Source organism: Chloroflexota bacterium (assembly GCA_016219275.1).
Lineage (GTDB): Bacteria > Chloroflexota > Anaerolineae > UBA4142 > UBA4142 > JACRBM01.
Map to the genome: position 1 here is coordinate 23,347 of JACRBM010000024.1, position 20,214 is coordinate 43,560.

Annotated in this window: 22 protein-coding genes and 1 other annotated feature; of the genes, 5 read left to right on the plus strand and 17 right to left on the minus strand. The window is 55.7% G+C overall.

Going from position 1 to position 20,214, the window contains the following annotated elements:
• Window positions 1-27 precede the first annotated feature (27 nt).
• The 3 genes from HY868_04505 to HY868_04515 all read right to left on the minus strand — a co-directional run bounded on the left by HY868_04505 (window position 28) and on the right by HY868_04515 (window position 3,916).
• A complete protein-coding gene (locus HY868_04505; protein ID MBI5301378.1) occupies window positions 28-1,737 on the minus strand; it encodes a nucleoside kinase in 1,710 nt (569 codons plus the stop codon).
• Between the two features lie 110 nt (window positions 1,738-1,847).
• Window positions 1,848-2,645 carry a nucleotidyl transferase AbiEii/AbiGii toxin family protein gene (locus tag HY868_04510; GenBank protein ID MBI5301379.1) on the minus strand — a complete coding sequence of 266 codons (798 nt, stop codon included), beginning with the start codon at window positions 2,643-2,645 and terminating at the stop codon, window positions 1,848-1,850.
• 113 nt (window positions 2,646-2,758) lie between these two features.
• Window positions 2,759-3,916, minus strand: coding sequence for a discoidin domain-containing protein (locus tag HY868_04515; protein ID MBI5301380.1), 1,158 nt, complete (start codon window positions 3,914-3,916; stop codon window positions 2,759-2,761).
• A gap of 259 nt (window positions 3,917-4,175) precedes the next feature.
• On the opposite strand from HY868_04515, the gene HY868_04520 reads away from it, so the two are divergent.
• Window positions 4,176-5,525 carry an NAD-dependent malic enzyme gene (locus HY868_04520; GenBank protein MBI5301381.1) on the plus strand — a complete coding sequence of 450 codons (1,350 nt, stop codon included), beginning with the start codon at window positions 4,176-4,178 and terminating at the stop codon, window positions 5,523-5,525.
• A gap of 108 nt (window positions 5,526-5,633) precedes the next feature.
• Here HY868_04520 and HY868_04525 read toward each other — a convergent pair whose 3' ends face one another.
• From HY868_04525 to HY868_04560, 8 genes are all read right to left on the minus strand, one after another.
• A complete protein-coding gene (locus HY868_04525) occupies window positions 5,634-5,861 on the minus strand; it encodes a DUF2283 domain-containing protein (protein MBI5301382.1) in 228 nt (75 codons plus the stop codon).
• Complete coding sequence (locus HY868_04530; GenBank protein ID MBI5301383.1) at window positions 5,852-6,154, minus strand: hypothetical protein; 303 nt, start codon at window positions 6,152-6,154, stop codon at window positions 5,852-5,854. The genes HY868_04525 and HY868_04530 overlap by 10 nt, the downstream gene beginning before the upstream one ends.
• A gap of 131 nt (window positions 6,155-6,285) precedes the next feature.
• Window positions 6,286-6,699 (minus strand): protease inhibitor I42 family protein, encoded by a 414-nt coding sequence (locus HY868_04535; protein ID MBI5301384.1) that lies wholly within the window; start codon window positions 6,697-6,699, stop codon window positions 6,286-6,288.
• A gap of 67 nt (window positions 6,700-6,766) precedes the next feature.
• Complete coding sequence (locus HY868_04540) at window positions 6,767-7,807, minus strand: RNA pseudouridine synthase (GenBank protein MBI5301385.1); 1,041 nt, start codon at window positions 7,805-7,807, stop codon at window positions 6,767-6,769.
• Between the two features lie 77 nt (window positions 7,808-7,884).
• Window positions 7,885-8,442: a signal peptidase II gene (gene lspA, locus HY868_04545; protein ID MBI5301386.1), complete on the minus strand. Its 558-nt coding sequence runs from the start codon at window positions 8,440-8,442 to the stop codon at window positions 7,885-7,887.
• Complete coding sequence (locus HY868_04550; protein ID MBI5301387.1) at window positions 8,442-8,945, minus strand: TraR/DksA C4-type zinc finger protein; 504 nt, start codon at window positions 8,943-8,945, stop codon at window positions 8,442-8,444. The genes lspA and HY868_04550 overlap by 1 nt, the downstream gene beginning before the upstream one ends.
• Window positions 8,946-9,086: 141 nt before the next feature.
• Window positions 9,087-12,569, minus strand: a complete 3,483-nt coding sequence (locus HY868_04555; protein MBI5301388.1) for an isoleucine--tRNA ligase — start codon at window positions 12,567-12,569, stop codon at window positions 9,087-9,089.
• 81 nt (window positions 12,570-12,650) lie between these two features.
• Entirely contained in the window at window positions 12,651-13,421 is a 771-nt protein-coding gene (locus tag HY868_04560; protein ID MBI5301389.1) for a hypothetical protein, read from the minus strand.
• A 92-nt stretch (window positions 13,422-13,513) separates the two neighbouring features.
• Here HY868_04560 and HY868_04565 point away from each other — a divergent pair, with 92 nt between their 5' ends.
• From HY868_04565 to HY868_04580, 4 genes are read left to right on the plus strand one after another with little or no spacing between them, the layout of a single operon-like run.
• Window positions 13,514-13,846, plus strand: coding sequence for a DUF4258 domain-containing protein (locus HY868_04565; protein MBI5301390.1), 333 nt, complete (start codon window positions 13,514-13,516; stop codon window positions 13,844-13,846).
• Window positions 13,834-14,046, plus strand: a complete 213-nt coding sequence (locus tag HY868_04570) for a DUF2283 domain-containing protein (GenBank protein ID MBI5301391.1) — start codon at window positions 13,834-13,836, stop codon at window positions 14,044-14,046. Before HY868_04565 ends, HY868_04570 begins: the two co-directional genes overlap by 13 nt.
• 1 nt (window position 14,047) lies before the next feature.
• The gene (locus tag HY868_04575) at window positions 14,048-14,227 is read left to right on the plus strand and encodes a hypothetical protein (protein MBI5301392.1); all 180 of its coding nucleotides are present in this window, start codon (window positions 14,048-14,050) and stop codon (window positions 14,225-14,227) included.
• The gene (locus HY868_04580; protein ID MBI5301393.1) at window positions 14,220-14,474 is read left to right on the plus strand and encodes a DUF2442 domain-containing protein; all 255 of its coding nucleotides are present in this window, start codon (window positions 14,220-14,222) and stop codon (window positions 14,472-14,474) included. The genes HY868_04575 and HY868_04580 overlap by 8 nt, the downstream gene beginning before the upstream one ends.
• Before the next feature lie 67 nt (window positions 14,475-14,541).
• Here the strand turns inward: HY868_04580 and HY868_04585 are convergent, their stop codons facing one another.
• From HY868_04585 to HY868_04610, 6 genes are all read right to left on the minus strand, one after another.
• Entirely contained in the window at window positions 14,542-15,054 is a 513-nt protein-coding gene (locus HY868_04585) for an NUDIX domain-containing protein (GenBank protein ID MBI5301394.1), read from the minus strand.
• A 70-nt stretch (window positions 15,055-15,124) separates the two neighbouring features.
• Entirely contained in the window at window positions 15,125-15,859 is a 735-nt protein-coding gene (locus HY868_04590; GenBank protein ID MBI5301395.1) for an alanyl-tRNA editing protein, read from the minus strand.
• A gap of 110 nt (window positions 15,860-15,969) precedes the next feature.
• Window positions 15,970-16,276 (minus strand) — a binding site (T-box leader).
• A 200-nt stretch (window positions 16,277-16,476) separates the two neighbouring features.
• Window positions 16,477-17,805, minus strand: a complete 1,329-nt coding sequence (gene glnA / locus HY868_04595; GenBank protein ID MBI5301396.1) for a type I glutamate--ammonia ligase — start codon at window positions 17,803-17,805, stop codon at window positions 16,477-16,479.
• Window positions 17,798-18,283: a GNAT family N-acetyltransferase gene (locus HY868_04600; GenBank protein ID MBI5301397.1), complete on the minus strand. Its 486-nt coding sequence runs from the start codon at window positions 18,281-18,283 to the stop codon at window positions 17,798-17,800. Before HY868_04600 ends, glnA begins: the two co-directional genes overlap by 8 nt.
• A 54-nt stretch (window positions 18,284-18,337) precedes the next feature.
• Window positions 18,338-19,333 carry a serine/threonine protein kinase gene (locus HY868_04605; GenBank protein ID MBI5301398.1) on the minus strand — a complete coding sequence of 332 codons (996 nt, stop codon included), beginning with the start codon at window positions 19,331-19,333 and terminating at the stop codon, window positions 18,338-18,340.
• A 188-nt stretch (window positions 19,334-19,521) separates the two neighbouring features.
• Window positions 19,522-20,106: an N-acetyltransferase gene (locus tag HY868_04610; protein ID MBI5301399.1), complete on the minus strand. Its 585-nt coding sequence runs from the start codon at window positions 20,104-20,106 to the stop codon at window positions 19,522-19,524.
• Window positions 20,107-20,214: the final 108 nt, after the last annotated feature.

Sequence of the window (20,214 nt, forward strand, 5' to 3'; positions counted from 1 at the left end):
CAAGGATAGGCTTGTAGATACGATTTTTTATCGGTGCGGGACAAAATCAATCACCAGCGAGCCACCGAGGAATTCGCGCAGGATCGAATCTTCCGGCACGAATCGCGCGTCGCACGGATGAAACCATTGTAAGAACGTCAGCAGCCGTCGCGCTTCGACGTACTCGGGCGTGCCCGGCTCGACCTGGCGCAACAACGGTTCGGCGAGCGGCTTGAGCGCGGCGAGTTCGTACACCAGCGCCGAATTGAACATCACATCGGCTTGTTCCTGGAACGGAAAAATGTTGCGTTGCTCGCCGCGCCGCACGCTTTCCCAACGTGCGATCGTTTCCTGCGCGGTGTACCCGCGCGTCTGCGCGTCGCGCACGATGCGGCGAATGAGCCGCGTGTCCGTCGTCGGCACGCGATTCAAGCGATCCAACTTGAGTTGCGTCAACGCGGAAACGTAAATACGAAACACGCGCTCGGGCGGAATGCGCGGCAAGAGATTCGGATTCAAGCCGTGAATACCCTCGATGAGCAACACGTGATCCGAACTCAGTTGCACCGTGTGCCCACGTTCGCGCTCGCCGGTTTCAAAATTATAGCGCGGCAATTCGACTGGCTCGCCATTCATCAACGCGAGCAAATGCTCGTTGAACAACGCGAGATCGAGCGCGTTCAGATGCTCGTAATCGTAATCGCCGTTTTCATCGCGCGGCGTTTCTTCGCGCCATACGAAATAATCGTCGAGTGAAAGCGGGAACGGGCGCAATCCGTTCGCCAACAATTGAATCGTCAAGCGGCGCGCGAAGGTCGTTTTACCGGACGACGACGGTCCCGCAATCGCGATGAGGCGCACGCGGTCGCGCAACGCGTGAATCTCGGACGCGATTTCGGCGATGCGTTGCGCGTGCAACGCCTCGGCGACAAAGACGATTTCGCGCGAGCGCGATTGCGCGAGCGCCTGATTGAGCAGACTCGTATCGGTGACGCCGAGGAGCGCAAGCCACTGGCGATATTCGAGAAACACCGAGATCAATTTCGGCGATTGGTGAGGCGGCTCGAGCGATGTGGGGCGATTGCGCTGCGGAAATTGCAAAACGAAACCGGGCGGATATGCGCGCAAAGCGAATTGTTTCAAATAACCGGTCGAAGGCACGAGCATCCCGCCGAGGAAATAACGTTTCAGCTCGCGTAGACTGTGCACGCGAATGTCAATGCGTTCGTGCTGCGAAAGTAACCGGACTTGTTCTTCGTCGCCTTGCGCCTTGAACAACTCGATGGCATCCGCGACGCGCAGTGTTTCGCGCGCAATCGCCACGTCTTCGGCGACGAGGGCGCGCATCCGTTGCTCGAGTTGCGCGATCTCGGCGTCCGTGAACGGCTCGCGACCCAGGACGCGGCAAAACACGCCGCCGTAGGTCAGCGAATAATCCACCGTGATGCGCGCCTGAAACAGATCGCGCGCGACGACCTGGAGCAAAAACACAATCGAGCGTTGATAGATGCGAATGCCGTCTTCGGACGCGAGCGAGATCGGCTCGACATCTACATCCGCGATCAAGTGTTCGCTTAACTCGGCGAGTCGTCCGTTGACGACCGCCGCAACAATCGGGACACCATTCGGGAATGCCTTACGGACAAACGCTTCGAGACGCGCACCCGCCGGACCGCTAAAGACCCGTCCATCATGAAAGCGTACCTGAACATCCTGGCGGTGTTCACATTCCTGGATTTGTGAGAGTTCGTCGAGCATCGTAGCCGCCTTGCGTGGCGCGTGAGGTTCGTCACAGAAATACACGGAAGCACAATGAAAATTATTCTTCTTCAATGGATTTCAGTGTGGTTCTGTGGCAGATGCAGAATTCACCACGTCAATTCACGTTCAAAATCTTGGATCACCTGCTCCAGCGACGGACGCGCCGGAATTTCGCGGAGCGCCTTTTCCCACACGCGCCCCAACCCGGACAAATTGTGTGCGCCCGCGGTTGGGAACGCGATCTGTTTTTCTTTAGCGATCTGACGCGCGAGCGCGAGCATCCGCGCGTGATCCATCGGCGCATGCGTCACTGCGAACCACGCATCGAACACATCGCGCGCGCGCGGCGCTGTCGCAAAGAGCGCGACGCGCTCCGCCATCCATTCCTCCAACGCGATGACAGACACGGTTGCGCTCGGTTTGTCGCTGAACGGCGACAACAAGGGCACGCGCGCGGGCGACAAACGCATCTGTCCTGCGATGAGCGACAACGTGATGCGCGGTTGCGCGGCAGACCGTCGCCCCAACGGTCCGACAAATTCAACGCGCGCCGCGCCGCGCTCGAACATCGTCAACTTGAAGGCGACGCCGCCGGCGGATGCCGCGCGCACCGCTTCGTCGAGCCACGCGGAAACCTCGCCCGTTTCGATCAACGTACATTCGGGTTCGACGATGGACGGATAATCCGCGCAGTACGCGTACCGCAGAGCCGCGCTCCCGCGCAAGACGAGCACACGCGCCAAGTCCGCGTGATCGAACAGCCCCTTGAGCAGACACGTGATCGCGTACACGCGTTCGACCGCCGCGAGATCGGTATGCCAGTGCGTGGCGAGTCGCCTGAGTTCGCCAAAGCCAATCATCGGTGGGGCTAAATCATAGGACACAATGCGCGGGTTGTCAAGCACACGATTGTTCCCATGACAAAAGTACCCCGTTTTATTTTCCATGTCCAAAAGCAGAGGGCGAGCCGATGGCTCGCCCCATACGCACTGGTCCCCACATCGAAATGGAAATGGCTCTAGCGCGCGGCGGCAGGGTCAAGCCACGATTCCATCTCGCGCTCGATGTCTACGCGACGAATGCTCCAGGGTCGGTCGGACGCGGCGAGCAGTTGGATGTTGACGAACTGCGTCGGCGTCGCGCCAAAACTCACATTCACCGGCGCATCGTTGCGCGATTTCTCGTACGCGATCTGCCAACGACTCGCGCTCGCGTTCCAGGTTGTGATGCGATAGCCCGCCGGGAGGTGCGCGGCGGGCGAAGCGAGCGCGATCCCGCTCACCGTCTCGATGCGACCCAGGTCAATCTGAAACCACATCGCGGGCGATTGCGGCGCGTCGCTCGTCCACAACGAATCATCGCGATTATCTATCGCGCACGCGGCGGCGGCGAAGTTGTGACTCGCGCTTGCCGTCCACATCGTCGCCGAGTGAATCAGTACATCCGAAATCTGCCAACTTGCTTCCGCGTTTGCCAGCAGATCAATTTGCAAGTACTGAATCCGTTGCGGCGCAAACACCGCGACGACATCGTGCGCGTTGTCGCGTGCGACGCGCGCGAGTGAATTCCATGCTCTGCCGTCGGGCGACGCGTTTAGCACATAACCGCACGGAAATCCCTTCCCAGGACTGAGGAACTGGACGCCATCCACGACGCGCGGCATTCCCAGGTTCACGCGAAACCACTGCCCCGGCGCTTGCGGCGCACCGCTATCCCAGGTCGTAAACATTTCGCCGTCAAGCGCGTGCGCCACGTGCGCGGGATTCAGATTCGATTCCGCACGCCAGCCGGTCACATCGCACGGCGCGGCGGTCACCGCGACTGGTACGATCAACGGCGCGTCAAATTCCGTACTCGCCTCCGCGATCAAATCCCACGCGAGTTTGTACTTGCCCGGCATTTTCGGCGTCGCGAGCAACGCGCCGAGCGCGAGGGAATGTTGCGGCGCGAGATCCGCCGGCAACGCGGTGCGCCGGTCGTGGACCTCGATTTGGCGATCCATTTCGTCAAACCACTTGAAGCCGACATGCACCGCGTTGCGACCACTCTGCTGCCACGCGCGCGCGCCGGTGTTTCGCACACGCAAATTCACCGTGAGCGTTTGACCGATCACGACGCTGACCGGCGTGTCGTGCGACAGAAATTCGACCGACCATTCTTGATTCGACGCGGGCATCCTGTCCTCTTTGTTGGCGATTACCCATATTTCAATTCCACCGCAGACGCGGAGAACGCGGAGAAAAATACTAAAAAACTCTGCGCCCTCTGCGTCTCGGCGGTGAAGAAAATCTAGTCACTCTGACCTGAACACAAACACCAGCTCTTTGACGCTGAACATGACGCGGGTTATAATCGCGACTGAAGATAGCACAACGCGGGATGAGTGTCAAAATACGATCGCGCGGGTGCATGGCAATCATTTCAAGGAGGATGCAATGTCCTGGGAACGTAAATTGATGCGCACGGTGCAATGCCAAAACGATGCGGTGCTCGGTACGCTCGCGCGCTTGTTCGATGTGATCGCGGCGGCGGGTGGCAACGTCGGACAAGTGCAACTCATCAAAGAGGATCACAATCGCGTCGTGCGCGATATAACGATCTTTGCGGACGACGAAGCGCAACTCGAACATGTGCTCGACGCGATGCGGACGAATCCGGGCACGCGCGTGCTCGAAGTGCGCGACGAGGTGCTCGAACTGCATCGCCAAGGCAAGATCGCGATTCGTAGTCGGTTCGCGATTGATTCGGTCGAGACCTTGCGTCGCGTTTACACGCCCGGCGTCGCCGAAGTGTGCATGAAGATCGCGCGCGATCCATCGCTCGCGCGACGATTTACCGCGACGTACCATTTCGTCGCGATTGTGACGGACGGTACGGCAGTGCTGGGTCTGGGCGACATCGGTCCGCTCGCGGGAATGCCGGTGATGGAAGGCAAGGCAATGTTGATGGAAACGCTCGTCGGTTTATCCGGCGTGCCGATCCTGCTCAACACCAAGGACCCGGACAAGATCGTGGAAACCGTCGCAATGATCGCGCCGACGTTCGGCGCGATTCAACTCGAAGATATTTCCGCGCCGCGCTGTTTTGAGATCGAAGAGAAACTCCAGGCGCGGCTCGACATCCCTGTGATGCACGACGATCAGCGCGGCACGGCAGTCGTGACAATTGCCGCGTTGATGTCCGCGTGCAAGTATGCGCGAATGGATTTGGGCAAGGCGGTGATCGGACAAATTGGGCTTGGCGCGGCGGGCATGTCCATCGCGAAAATGCTGATGCGGCTCACCGGCAACCCGGTGCTCGGTGCGGATTTGTCACAAGCCGCGTTGGACATGCTGGGTCGCGAGGGCGGCACGCCATCGTCGCTCGGAGAGATCATGGCGAACGCCGACATTGTCATCGCGACGACCGGCGCAAAAGGTCTGATCAAACCGAACATGATTCGCAAAGGACAAATCATTCTCGCGTTGTCGAACCCGAATCCAGAGATCGAGCCGGATGACGCGCTCGCCGCCGGCGCGGCATTCGCGGCGGACGGCAAGTCGGTGAATAACGTGATGGGGTTCCCAGGAATTTTGCGCGGCGCGATTGACGCATACGTGCCGCGCATCACGCAGGAGATGTACCTCGCGGCGGCGGAAACGATTGCCGCGCTGACGCCGCAAGGTGAGCTGATGCCGAATCCGCTCGACAAGCGCGTGCATCGCGCGGTCGCGCAAGCGGTCGCGAAAAAAGCGATGGAGCAAGGGTTGGCGCGCGCGCCGTACGTGCCGTATGTGGAGGAGTGAGTAGAGAGAAAAACAGAGGACAAATTTCGAATTACGAAGGACAATCGAAAATCCAAAATCGAAAATTTCACGGCGCGGACATGCGAGCGTTTATACCGTACATGTCCGCTATCGCTTGCTTGCGTGCAGAATCGTATAGCCGATGACCTGGTTATCCTCGTAACGCACAACAACATCATCCTCGGTCAATTCGCTATCGGTTGCAAAGCTGGGTTTCTTGAAATTAATGTATAACGTATCCGCCTCAACGTCGTAGGACAACCACATCGTTCGTTCAGGTGATTGTTTGACCTTGGGCAGCAAGTTGAGATAAGTTTGATATTCCATTACGGCCATAGTTGTCTCCTTTTGTCGAGTGAACGAATCCGCCGTGTCAAAAACGCCGTGATGACAAATCCATCCGCTTCCTCTTCCCGATACACAACCACAAGCCACTTGCCGTTTTCCACATCGCGCACCGCTAGCAATTCGCCTTCGCCACCGGATAGAATTCGCGCAGGTCGCGCGATGGCTTCGAGAACATTGGACTGCCAGCCAGTCAACTCGGCGTGTTCTTTTGAGATGTGTGCCCAACGTTCATCGGTGAGACGGATTGGTTTTCCATTAATCGAGAGAGCAATGTCGGGCATATCGTCGCCTTTTTCAAAAGTCGTACCGAACCTGCTTCGTGCAAACTAGCGTACCTCTACCCCAAGTATACGCTACTTTTCTCCGATAAACAATATCAGCCCGATCATCTCGGGCTGATACTTTTTTTACGTTAGCGCACCGCGACCTGGACGGTGAACGTTTTGAGCGGCGGCACGTCGTTCTCCCAAACGCGATGGTAAACCATCTTGAGCGTCGTCATACCCGCGCCCAGCGTCTCGAAGCGAAACGTTTCGGTGCCGCCCATCCCAAGCAACGGCGGATTGCTAATCGAAAACGATTTGAAAACCGATTCGCTCGATTGACGCAAGACTGCGCCGTCAATCTCGACCACATCCCAGCGGTACCCGGTGCTTGGATTCGACTCCAACGTGACGAACAACGTTTGCCCGCGCGCGACTTGTTTTTGCCCGCCGTTGGCGTTCGCGTCTACGTTCACTTCGGACGGGCTACAGCCGCCGGCAAGAAACACAAGCACGACCGTGATGACCAAGGCGTTCCGTACGTCACTCAGTATGCCCCACATGTGTCCCTCCTCGTGAGCATTCCGCTCTCACTTGAAGGACGTTGCATTCCAAAAAAAGGTTCCCGCGCTAGCGCAAATTCGCGACGTCGAAACTCATTTTCTCCAAAACCTCGATCAACTCGTCGGGCAAGGGCGCGGTGAACCTGACCGCGCGCTGATCGCGCGGCAACGTAAACTCGAGCTTCCACGCATGCAAAAATTGTCGCGTCGCGCCAAGCATATTTTTCGCGCGACCATAGACTGCATCGGCGACGACCGGAAATCCGAGAAACGCCAGATGCACGCGAATCTGGTGCGTGCGCCCGGTCTGCGGCTCGACTTGGAGAAACGTGTGCGCGCCGAGATTCGCCAGTGTGTGGTACACCGTCACCGACGCGCGCGTTTTACCTTGTGTTACCACCGCCATTCTTTGGCGATGCTTCAGATCGCGTCCAATGGGCGCATCAATTTTTCCGCTTGGCGGTTGCACGATGCCTTCGACGAGAGCGAGGTACGTTTTCTTGACACGGCGCGCTTTGAACTGCGCCTGCAAACCGCGCATCGCCGCGTCATTTTTCGCTACGACGATGATGCCGCTCGTCTCACTATCGAGACGATGGACGATGCCTGGTCGTTCCTCGCCACCGACCCCACCCCAGCCCTCCCCTTGTAAAGGGGAGGGAGCATCTCCACCGCGTCCCTCTCCTTTACAAGGGGAGGGCGCATCTCCACCGCGTCCCTCTCCTTGCAAAGGGGAGGGAGAGGGAGGGGTTTGCATGTAACCAAGAATCGCGTTGACGAGCGTACCTTCGCTATGCCCTGCCGCCGGATGAACAACCATGCCCGCCGGTTTGTTGATGACAATGAGATCGTCGTCCTCGTACAAAATATCGAGCGGGATATTTTCCGCGCGCGGCGTCGCCGGTTCGGGCGGCGGGACGCGTACAGTGATCGTCTCGCCGACTTGTACTTTGTAACTCGCCTTGCGCGCGAGATTGTTGACAAGAATAAATCCGTCCTCAATCAATCGCTGTGCTGCCGCACGCGAAAGTTCGGGCAGTTGCTCCGCGATGTAGCGGTCGAGGCGCGTGTCATTCGAGATGACGGTTAGAACAGTTGTTGTATCCATCTTGGTCCAGACCCTTTGGGTTTTAGAAACCCAAAGGGTCGCGTAATAAAAAACCCCAACACGCGGCTGGGGCTATCCTAGACACCATCGCTTCGCGTTCCAACTTGATCCGGCGAATCGGGTGGCGGGGTGACAACGGGCTTGGGTGTTTGCATCAAATGCCACATTAACAAGATCACGCCAGTCACAATCGCACTGTCAGCGATGTTGAACACCGGGAAATAACGCACGTAGAGCATGTCAATCACGGAACCATAGCGGAGACGATCTATCAAGTTGCCGATTGCGCCGCCGAGCTGGAGACCCAAACTTAACCGCACGAGCCATTGATGCGACGGAATCGAACGTTGATAGAACACGATCACGAGCGACACACCGAACGCGATAAACGTGAAGACGATGCTGAGTTGCGGAAACAAGCCGAACGCCGCGCCAGAGTTGGTGATATGGGTGAGAACGAAAATACTACTCAGCGGTGGAAACAATGGAAACGTGGTGTTAAGCGGAATATTTTCAACCACCCACGCCTTGCTTGCTTGATCGGCGACCAGCACCACGAATGCAATCGCCAGCAGCGCGAGATCCAACCACGCTCGCCGCGCTGCCGAATGAACTTGTTCAGGACGATCCGTCATTATGCGGCTGCCTTCATGAGATGATGATTCGTCTGCAATTTGGCGCAGGTAATGCACAACGTCGCCGAAGGCATCACTTTCAAACGCTCATCCGAAATCGGCTGCTTGCAGCGTTCGCAAATTCCGTATGTCCCTTTTTCCGCGCGCGCAATCGCGCGTTCGATCTCTTGCAACATTCCCTCCAAATGGCGGCGCAAGGCGAGCGCCTTGGTTTGCGCTTCGACTTCGCTGGCATCGTCCGCCATGTGATTACCAGTCGCGGGGCGGTCTTGCGCGAGCAAGGTTTGGTGTTTGAGATCGTGCAACAACCGCGCGCGTTCGCGTTTGAGCGCGCGCACCATTGGACTTTCGAGCGGGCGCGGTTCGATCTCGACTGGCGGGGGCAATGGCGTCTCGGATACCAGGACGGTCTTCGCCGATTTCTTTGCTTTGCGCGCCACAACTGCCACGTGACCGGCAATCGTGCGGCGCACTGATTTGTACGATTCCTCTTTCTTCGGCATCGCAACCTCCCCAGCGGCAGAGTGATTCACCGCTTGCCGTTATTCTAAACGCGTTTAGTGTTCTGCGCAAATCCACTCCCTCCCGCGTTCGCTCTTGGAGCGAACGGGGGAGGGAGTGGAGTGGGGGTTTACTCTCAGCGACTATTTTTTCAAAATCCCGATGCTCACCTTCTCGCCATCAAACGCATCGTCAACGACCGTCGCGCCGGAGGGCGCTTCACCGGCGCGCAGTTCATCCGCGAGCGTTTCGCCGGCAATGTACGCGCGCCACGTTTCAATCGCGTGCGCGAGTGGCGGGGTGGCGGTGTAGAAAACGCGAATGTGATCCGCGATATCGAATTCCGCGCTCTTGCGCAGGTCTTGCACGCGCCGCACAAACTCGCGCGCGAGCCCTTCGGCGCGCAGTTCGGGTGTGATGTGCGTGTCGAGCGCAACGACGAGCGTGTCTTCGGATTGCACCGCGAACCCAGGTTTCGGTTGCGGCGTCACGAGAACATCCGCTGGCGCGATTTCGAAGGCGAGTCCGTTGACATTGAGCGCGAATGATTTGCCGGCACGTACTATCGTCGCGACCTGACTCGCATCTTGCGCGGCAAGCGCGGTTTGTAAACCACCCATCAATGCTTTGCGTTTTTCGCGCGCGTCTTTTTTGATTTGCTTGTCATCCGTTTCCGGTTCGGGCAGTAATTGTTTCACTTTTTCTTGAAGCGTCGCAAAATTCGGACGCAGTTGATACGTGACGAGTTCTTCTTCACGCGCGGCAAACTCGACCGCGTGCACATTTAGTTCGTCCGCCGCGAGTTCGCGCAGATGCGTTAGCCCTTCGCGTTGCGCCGCGTCGGCGACGACAATCGCGCGCGCGAGCGGCTGGCGAATCTTGATGCTCTTGCTCGCGCGAATCGAGTGACCCAGGTTCACCACTTGACGCGCGATTGCCATATCACTCAACAATTGCTTGTCGAGTTTCGTATCGTTTACTTGCGGCCAGCTCGTGTGATGCACCGATTCCGGTACGTCCGCGTTCGCAGAGCGCACAAGATTTTGGTACATGGATTCGGCGACGAACGGCACAAACGGCGCGAGCAATTTCGTCAGCGTGACAAGCACTTCGTACAATGTCGCATACGCCGCGCGCTTGTCGCCATCATCTTCCGATTTCCAAAAACGACGGCGTGAGCGGCGCAAGTACCAATTGCTCAAATCGTCAATGAACGGCTCGACCGCACGCGCGGCAGTCGGCGAATCGTACTCGTCGAGTGCGGAAGTCATTTCGGCGATCAACGCTTGTAGCCGAGCAAGAATCCACCTGTCTAGGGAACTAGGGGAAATGAGGGAATTTCCTTCATTTCCCTCTCTTCCCGCTATTCCCTTCGGTTCCCATTTATCCAAATTCGCGTACGTCACAAAGAACGAATACACATTCCACAATGGTAGCAAAAACATGCGCCGCGTTTCGTCCGCGACGTGATAACCGAACAGCATGTTCGATTCATAACGCGTGCGCGAGAACATCCAGCGCATCACGTCCGCGCCGATCTCATCCGCCGCGTCGTTGAACTCGATCATGTTCCCAGCCGACTTGTGCATCGGACGACCGTCTTCGGCAAAGAGCGTGCCGTATCCCATCAATGCTTTGAATGGTGGCTGCCCGGTCATCGCGGTGCCCATCGCGAGAACGGAATAGAACCAGTTGCGGAACTGACCTGGGAATGATTCGGTGATGAAATCGGCGGGGTACCATTTCTCCCAGTACGCGCGATCGGTGCGATAGCCCATCGTGGACATCGTGACGATGCCGGCATCAAGCCAGGGATTGCCGACATCTTTGATGCGCGATGTTTTGCCGCCGCACTTGTCGCATTTGATTTTCACTTCGTCAATGAAGGGACGATGCGGCGTGTGTCCATCGAACTTGTCCCAGCCCTCGACCGCGCGTTCCTGCAACTCATCGCGACTGCCGAGCACGTTCGCATGTCCGCACTCTGTACATTCCCAGATCGGCAGCGCGAGACCCCAGTAACGTTTCTTCGAGATCATCCAATCGTGCATCAAGCGCAACCAGTCCATCTCGCGGTCGTGACCGAATTGCGGGACCCACTTGATTTGATCCACGACATCCATGATTTGATAACGTAGTGAGCGGGCTTTTTCTGCGGGCGTGATTTGATCGCGCGGCTTGTTATAAGTTTCGCCCATGCTGATGAACCACTCATCCACGAGGCGGAACAGCAATTCAGTTTTGCAGCGCCAGCACGTCGGATAGCGGTGCGTGTAATCGTCGGCGCGATAGAGCAAACCTTTTTGCGTCAACGATTCGACGACACGCGGCGCGACATCGAACGCGCTCATCCCGCTGAACGCGCCAAAGTTTTCGATGAACGTACCATTCTCGTCAATCGGCGCGACGACCGGCAAACCGAATTCCTTGCCAAGTCGAAAGTCTTCTGCGCCACAACCTGGGGCGATGTGAACGAGCCCCGTGCCTTCCGCATCGCCGACATCTTTCCACAAAATAACACGATGCGCTTGCGCGGCATTCATCGCCGGGCGCGTGATGTGATTCTTTAATTCGATTGGGACAAATCCGCCCTTTTGCTGTTGCGCGGGCAGTTCGTCGAATGGACCATCGTACGTCCATCCTTCGAGTTCGGTACCTTTCAACTTGCCGAGCACCTGGTATTGCCCTGTCAACATCTTGACCGTGCCTTCGGACAAATAGTACACCGCATCACCTTGCTTCACTTTCAAGTACGTGAGTTCGGGTCCGACCGCGACCGCGACGTTGGACGTGAGCGTCCACGGCGTCGTCGTCCACACGAGCAGATATTCGTTCGCACGTCCGCGTAGTGGCAAGCGCGCGGTAATGCTGGGATGCGTGAGGTCGGGATAATCTTCGGTGCTGATTTCGTGCTCGCTGACGCCGGTGCCGCAACGCGCGCACCAGGGCATCACGTCCGTGCCTTTGTAAAGCCAGCCGTTGTCCGCGCACCTTTTGATGAATCCCCAAATCTGATAATTGTTCTCGTCGCTGAACGTGAAATACGATCCGCCAAGTTGCGGCAGACCGAGTTGTCCAACGAGTTGTTCGACTGTGCCGGTGACTGGACCATTCGGACCTTGCACGGTGAGTGTTTGATTCGGGTTCTCGCCGAGTTTCTCGCTCAACATTCGCAACGTGTCGGTATCGTTCCAATCCATCCAGTAACCAAGGCGGATGGATTGTTCGGTTTGCACCGCCGAATAGTTGAGCACACGTTGCTTGCAAATAATTACGAACGGCGCGAGTCCGTACGCTTCGATGTCGCGTTTCGATTTGAATCCCAGGTCTTTTTCGACATTGACCTCAACCCAGAGTCCCTGGCAATCGAAACCATTCTGCCAGCGTTCGTCGAATCCTTGCATCGCTTTGTAGCGCTGGAAAATATCTTTGTACGTGCGACCCCACGCGTGGTGAACGCCCATCGGGTTGTTCGCGGTGATGGGACCATCCACGAACGACCAGGTTTTACTGCCCGCGCGCAACTGGCGCAATTTGTTGAACGCGTCGGTCTCCTTCCACCAGCGCAAGATGTCGCGCTCGAGTTCGGGAAAGTTGGTTTTAGATGATACAGGTTTGAATGGCATAGTGCCTCCGATATGAATTATATGATTGCGGATTGCAGATTTAGGATTTGCGATTTGCGAATTAGGAATTGCTATTCCCTATCATTCTTGTTGCGAGGATATTAAATCTTTATAACCCGCTGCCTTAAAAATATTGTCAAATAGCGTCAGCACGTTTTGAATTGATCGCCTACAGTATTCCGGAGAAAGGTCGAGTATATTTTTCTCAAGACCTGAGAAGACGGTGTCCCCGATTCTGAGTCCCTGGTTTCTTCGAACCAGTTCACGCAAATGATTTCTATCATTCGATAATTCAATATCTCCCATCGCATGAACAATGCAATTCCTCACCTTAGAAAGGTCAACAATGTGATCCCACAATGATTGCTCCAACGACAGATTTGCAACATCCTCAAGATACCTTTTACACTGATTCAGTGTATCACCTTTCAGATCCTTCGATCGCATTGATAATCCACGATCAAGTTTGATTTTGTCACACAATCTTATCATCTGTGTCTCCAAAATCATAACAATTGTCACAATCAGAGAATAGCGAAGAAAATGAGGAAAATAGTTCTCATAAATCTCCTTCACTGAGTCGATTTCCTCTACCATCTCGGGATTGGCATTTTCTTTCTCCGATCGAATACGAGCGATCACAGAGCGGATTTCCTCCTGGCCAGTCTCGAAGGCAGGTCCTTTCTCCAATCGAATTTGATCAATCGCCGCGTCAATTTCCTTCTCCATCTCATCGAAGTGATCAGATCGAATTTGATCAATCGCTGACTCTTCCTGAACTTGTATCAAATATTCCATGTTGACCAGGAAGCTTTCAAGGGTTCCAAACAGTTGCAGTATTTCAAATTGCATCGAAACCATATTCTACCAATTCCTCTCAATCGGCAATCGAAAATCAAAAATTCCGTTTCCCGCATCGCGCCAAACTGTGCTATAATCTTGCTATGAATGAAGACACACCCGCAAGCGAATTGCTCTTTGAAGTTATGACCCCGCTTGGCTTTCGTGTCCGCGTTACGCGCGAATACTGGGAACTGATTGTTACCATCAAGCACCCAGCAATGAAAGGGCGCGAGAGCGATGTGCAAGAGACACTACGAAACCCAAGTGAGATTCGATTGAGCAAGAATGATCCAACCGTGCATTTATTCTACAAACCTGAACGTATCGGACGTTGGGTCTGCGCCGTCGCCAAACGTCTCGACGGTGATGGATTCTTGATTACGACTTATCCGACCGATGCAATCAAGGAAGGCAGGCAAATATGGCACAAGTAAAAGTTTACTACGATCAAGTTGGTAATACACTCACCGTTTGGTTTGGCGATCCTCAAGCCGAATACATTTGCGAAGAAACCGGCGACGAAGTAATTCTGATGAAAGACATCTCCGGTCAGGTCATCGGATTTGAAAAATTGAATTACCTTCTTCCCAAGCCCGCGCATTTCCAAGTCGCGTTTGAAACGGTTGCGGCGTGATATGGAAAACCAGAATATCAAAGCCGTCGAAATGACGCGCCAAATTCGCGATAAAATTTACGAACAGATAAAAGATATGTCGCCCGCCGAACAATTGGCGTTCTTTCGCGAACACGCGCGCTTGGTGAATGAGAAAGCGGAGAAACTCATCAAGGCAAAGCGTACTCCCACTCATGCCTAACTTGAATCAGAAAATCCTCAGCCCAACGACAACCCTGGCTCTCAACGTTCACTGCACCGACGATACGCTAACCGTGAATCTCTCCGACGGTCGCCAAGTATCCGTGCCGCTCGAATGGTTTCCGCGTTTGCGCGATGCCACGCCCAAGCAACGCAAGAATTGGCGTTTGATTGCCAAAGGCATCGGCATTCACTGGGAAAATGTTGATGAAGACATTGCCGTTTCGACGTTGTTGCGCGCGTGGTAGTTGCTTTTTATCCGCGTTTATCCGCGTTCGTCCGCGTCGCATCAAATCGCAAATCGGCATTCGAAAATCAGAAACCCCGCTTCATCCTCTCCTGCAAATCGCGCAACACCACGGGCGCGTGTTCAAACGCAATCGCGTCCGGCAACGCATCGAGTGCAAACCACGCGAACGCGTTCACATCATCTGCCGCACGCAACGCGCCGCCAATCGGCTCGACGATGTAATAGTGGTTCAGCGTGAAAATCTCGTCGCCATTGTTGTCATAGCGATCCACGTAGACGCCAAGCAATTCGCGCACGCGCACTTCTAACCCAGTTTCCTCGCGCACCTCGCGGAACATTCCATCGCGCGGATGCTCGCCCGCTTCGAGAAATCCGCCGGGCAAATCCCAGTAATCCTTGAACGGCTCGACCGCGCGCTTCACCAACAACACACAACCATCGCGCACGATCAACCCGCCCGCGCACGGTTTCGAGTTGTGATACTGGGTGCGTCCACATTCGGTACAGGTTTGCGGCGCGAAAGGGTAATTGGTAAATGGTAAGTGGTTTCCGCAGTTGGAACAGAATTTGTATGCCATTTTCGATTTTTGATTTGCGATTTTCGATTTGGGATTTACGCATCACGCATTACGCATCACGTTCCAATCTCTATTTACCAATTACCACTTCCCCTCCCTCCACCGCAATTCTCAGCCGCTTGTTGATCTTGCCCTTGCTCTCGTGTCCCACCACCTTGACGCGCCCGACCTCGCGCGTGTTCGCAACGTGCGTGCCGCCGTCCGCTTGCAAATCGAGTCCGACGATTTCGACGGTGCGAACCTCTTGAATATCCGGCGGAAGCAAGTTGATTTTCGTGCGAATCAAATCCGGAATTTGAAACGCTACCTCGCGCGGCAAAATCTTGACACGAATGTCGCGCGCCGCCGTGACTTCCGCGTTCACTTTTGCTTCGACATCGTGCGCGAAGTCCGCGCTCATTCGCTCCAGCTCGAAATCCATTCGCGCCGCGAGCGGCTCCATATCGCCGCCCGTCACACTGACGCCGTAATCGCGCCACATCATTCCGCACAAAATATGCAACGCCGTGTGCGTCCGCATCAACTTGTAGCGACGATCCCAGTCAATCGCGCCGTGCGCGCTCGCGCCGACCGTGAACGTCGCCGCGCGATCCACCTTGTGCCACACTTCGCCGGCTTGCTTTTTCACTTCGAGCACGCGGTATGTTTCGCCCGCGACAACTAGTTCGCCTTGATCGCTCGGCTGACCGCCGCCGCGCGGATAAAACGCAGTGCGATCAAGCGTGACCTGGTCGCCATTGATAGCGGTTACAGTCGCTTCAAACTCTTTCAAGTACGCATCGGATTGGCAAAGCAAATCGGTCATCTCAACCTCATTTTGGATTTTCGATTTTTGATTTTCGATTTGCGATTCTCGCGTTAACCAAATCGAAAATCAGAAATCGGCAATCGAAAATCAAAAAACGTCCCGCCCCCCCAAGGGACGAGACGCTTGCGTTTCGCGGTACCACCCTTTTTAGTTCGATAGTGCGATAGTCCAATCGTGCGTTAGTTGGCGTCCAACTAATCAATCATCAAACTATGCAACTAACAAACTCACTTTATCGAAGACCACCATCTTCGCGTCTTGTGTAACGGATGACGACTCCGTCACTGTCTACTCGCTCGCGCTTTGGCAGTGCCGCTCCGGAAGGATTTTCGGCGAGGTTCACGCGCTCGGCTTGCACTATCCCGAACTCGCTAGGCGATTCACTCACGTACTCGTTTCCATCATCGCGTTTGTTGGCGCAAGTATAGCGGATTCGAGTACGGGTGTCAAGCCGCTAATAGTTCGGCAGTGTAGTATCGCGACCGACTACCCGTGAAATTTTTACCGCAGAGACGCGGAGCACGCTGAGAACGCCGAGTTTTTCAAAATGAATTTCTCCGCGCTCTCCGCGTCTCTGCGGTAAATTCCAAAATCGCGGGAGCAATGCTCCAGTCTCAATAGTTCGGCAAGTACTTTTCTAATTCCCACGCGCTCACTTCGAGACGATAGTCTTGCCATTCTAGCCGCTTGGCGCTGACAAAACGATCACAGAGGTGCGCGCCGAGCGCATTGCACACAACGGCGTCTTCTTCCAACGCATCGAGCGCACGATTCAACGATTCCGGCAAAATGCTCAATTTGGAACGACGATCAGTATCGAGGTGATACAGATTTTCTTCCGTCGCTTCGGGCACGGTCAGTTGGCGGCGAATGCCATCAAGTCCGGCGGCGAGCATGACCGCGAACGCGAGGTACGGATTGCAACTTGGATCGGGGCAACGCAATTCGAGCCGCGTGGATTCGGTTGTCGAGGCGCGCGGCACGCGAATGAGCGCGGAACGATTGATGCGCGCCCAACTGATGAACACCGGCGCTTCGTACCCCGCGACCAATCGCTTGTACGAATTGACGAGCGGCGCGAGCACCGCGCACATCCCGCGCGCATGCGCGAGTTGCCCCGCGATAAATTGCTTGGCGATTTTCGATAGACCGTGCGGATCGCCCTCATCCGCGAACGCGTTTCTGCCGTTCGCGGCATACGTCAAACTTTGATGGACATGCATTCCATTGCCGGCTGACCCGCGCAACAACTTGGGCATGAACGTGCCGTACAATCCATTCAACTGCGCGATGATCTTGAGCACCAAGCGAAACGTCACCGCGTTATCCGCCGTCGTCAACGCGTCCGAGTAACGAAAATCAATTTCGTGTTGACCGATGGCGACTTCGTGGTGCATCGCTTCGACCTGGATGCCAAACGCCGCCAGGTTCGCGGTCATCTGCCGACGCAAACCCGCCGCCATATCCGACGGCGCATCGAAATAGCTCGCGCTGTCGTGTGGAATCGGCGGAATCAAACTGCCGTCGGGATGCGGCTTGAGCAAAAAGAATTCGAGTTCGGGTCCGGTGTGATAAATGAAACCCATCTGCTCGGCTTGGACGATGGCGCGCTTGAGCACCGCGCGCGGATCGCCGGCGAACGGTTGTCCATCCGGCGTGAACACATCACAGATCAAACGCGCGGTCGCTTCGTCGCCGCTCAACCAAGGGAGAATCGCGAACGTGGACACATCGGGGCGCAGGTGCATATCGCTTTCGGCGACGCGCGCAAATCCTTCAATCGAAGAACCGTCGAACCAAATTCCGTTCGTCAGCGCATCGGATAATTCTTGCGCGGGAATCGTCACATTCTTGACGACGCCGACCACATCGGTGAATTGCAAATCAATGTACTTGATGTGATTCTCTTCCACGCGCGCAAAGATGTCGGATGAATCAGGCATGGTATTGTCCGAGGTCTTTCTCTAGATTCGCAAAAGTCGGTTGACTATATCCTGGGTGATTGGCATGATCGAGGACACGATAACCCAGATATTGAAAATAGGTGAGGTTGTCTTGCAAGGCGAGTCGCACCGCGAGACGCACTCGCGCATATCCCAGATCACGCGCGTGCGCCTCGACCCAGGCAATCAGCATTTGTCCGATTCCGTACCGCCGATGCGACGGCAACACCGCGAGACGACCCAGGTAAAGGTGATCCGCTCTCGGTTCACAAATCACACAGCCAACGATTTGCTGATTGACCAGCGCCACACCTGCACGCGCGCTCATCAACTTGCGCTGAACCGTCTCAATCGTCTCGTCGTGCGCGCCGGATGGCGGATCCAAGAATCCGCGATATTCCTCGAACGCCGCGTGAATGACGGTCACTAGACCTGGGATATCTTCCTCTGTTGCTTCGCGTATATAAATGTCTTGCACCCGGCAATTCCTTTTCGAGAATCCAGGTTTCTTTGAGAAGCCTGGATCCTATTTTTAGCGGAGAGCCTGAAGCGCAAACGCGAGCATAACTATCGCGACCATCACGAGAATACTAATGCCGATGGCTTGAACCGCTTGCGAACGCCAGAGCGCACTTTTCTGCGGGGCGCCGGCTTTATCAAGCAAAGACAAATCCGCCGTTTCCGGATGATCAAGCGCGTCCATGAACGCGCGCATATCCGCGTACCGCTCGTCGGGATTGTGTTGCAATGCGCGCGCGACCACGGAGGCGATTTGAGGAGAAATGTCCGCGCGTTCGCGATCCAAACGCGGCGCGATGCCGTTGAGGTGCAGCGCCATTACGGCTAGGTTGTTGTCGCCGGTGAAAGGCGTTTTACCAGCGAGCATCTCGTACAAGATTGTGCCTAGCGCATACACGTCGGTGCGCGCGTCGCCGCGCTTGCCTTCGACTTGTTCGGGCGCCATGTAATCGGGCGTGCCCATCGTCGCGCTCAAGTTCGAGTACGTGACGCGATGCGCGCCCCTGGTCAACGCCAGACCGAAATCCATAATCACCGGTTGATCTTCGGCGGCGATCAAAATATTTTCCGGTTTGAGATCGCGATGGATGACGCCGTTCGCGTGGCAATGCGCCATGCCATCCGCGATCTTGCGCGCGATAGGGATCGCTTGAGCGGGCGACATCGGCGCGGAAGTTTCGATCAATTCGCGCAATGATTGCCCTTGCACAAATTCGGTGACGAGGTACGGAATCCGGTGGTGTTTGCCGGAACCCAGCCCGCGCAAAATCGCCGGGTGATGCAACGTCTGCATCACTTCCAGCTCGCGTTGGAATCGTTCGAACTGCGCGGGATCGCCCATGATGCTCGCATCTGGGACCTTAAGCGCGACCTCGCAACGATTCACCACATCGAACGCGCGATAAATGTCGCTCATCCCGCCCTGGGCAAGGTGGGCTTGGATTTGATAGTTGTCGAACTGGTCGCCAATCTGTAGCATGTCGGCGGGCATTATAGCATAGCTATTCATGGATGGCTAACCGCTGATTGAATCGGGCGCATTTTACATTGAGTAGAGGCGAAGCATTTGCATCAAACTCCCGGCTTGGACGGTCGCTTTTCAAATGGAAACCAACTTGCCAAAGAATCATATCGTGGCAAATGCTTCGCCCCTACCTGGGATGCGCCCATTGAATTTGATCAAAACGCTTGATGAATCTAGGGCAAACCGCTCGCCAGGATGCTAGTCCATTCTGGGAGTTGGATTACTTGCTCAAGCGACACGGGCAACGCCGGCTCAACCGCTCGTGAACACAGATCACATTGCCACCATCCTACATCATGCCACGCGCCCAGTTTATAACCGACCGCGCGAAAGACGCCAATCGGCGCAAATCCTAACGCTTCGTGCAAGCCAACGCTGGCAGGGTTGGGCAGAGCGATTCCCGCGTACGCGATATAAAATCCTTGCAATCGAATAATCTGCATTAAAACTGTGTAGAGCGCCTTGCCGATTCCAGCGCGCTGGGAGGACGGAGCAACGTACGCCGAGACATCCACCGCCCATTGGTACGCGGCGCGCGTGCGATGTGAACTGGCGTACGCGTAACCCAGGATTTTTCGCTCAGAGACACAGACCAGCCACGGAAATTGCACAAGCGTTTTCGAGATGCGCGCGCGCATCTCATCCACTGTAGGTGGTTCGAGTTCAAACGAAATGGCGGTCTGCTGAACGAACGGCGCGTAAATCGCTTGAATTTGTTCCGCATCTGCTTCAGTAGCAAGACGAATCATCGGCTTCATTACAAGCCCTCGCGTATTTTGGATTTTGGGGTGAAGGTTCAACCATGCGGAGGTTTGCCGGCGCAATTCTCGGGGAATCGAATCCGACATGGTCGCGCGATGTCTTGG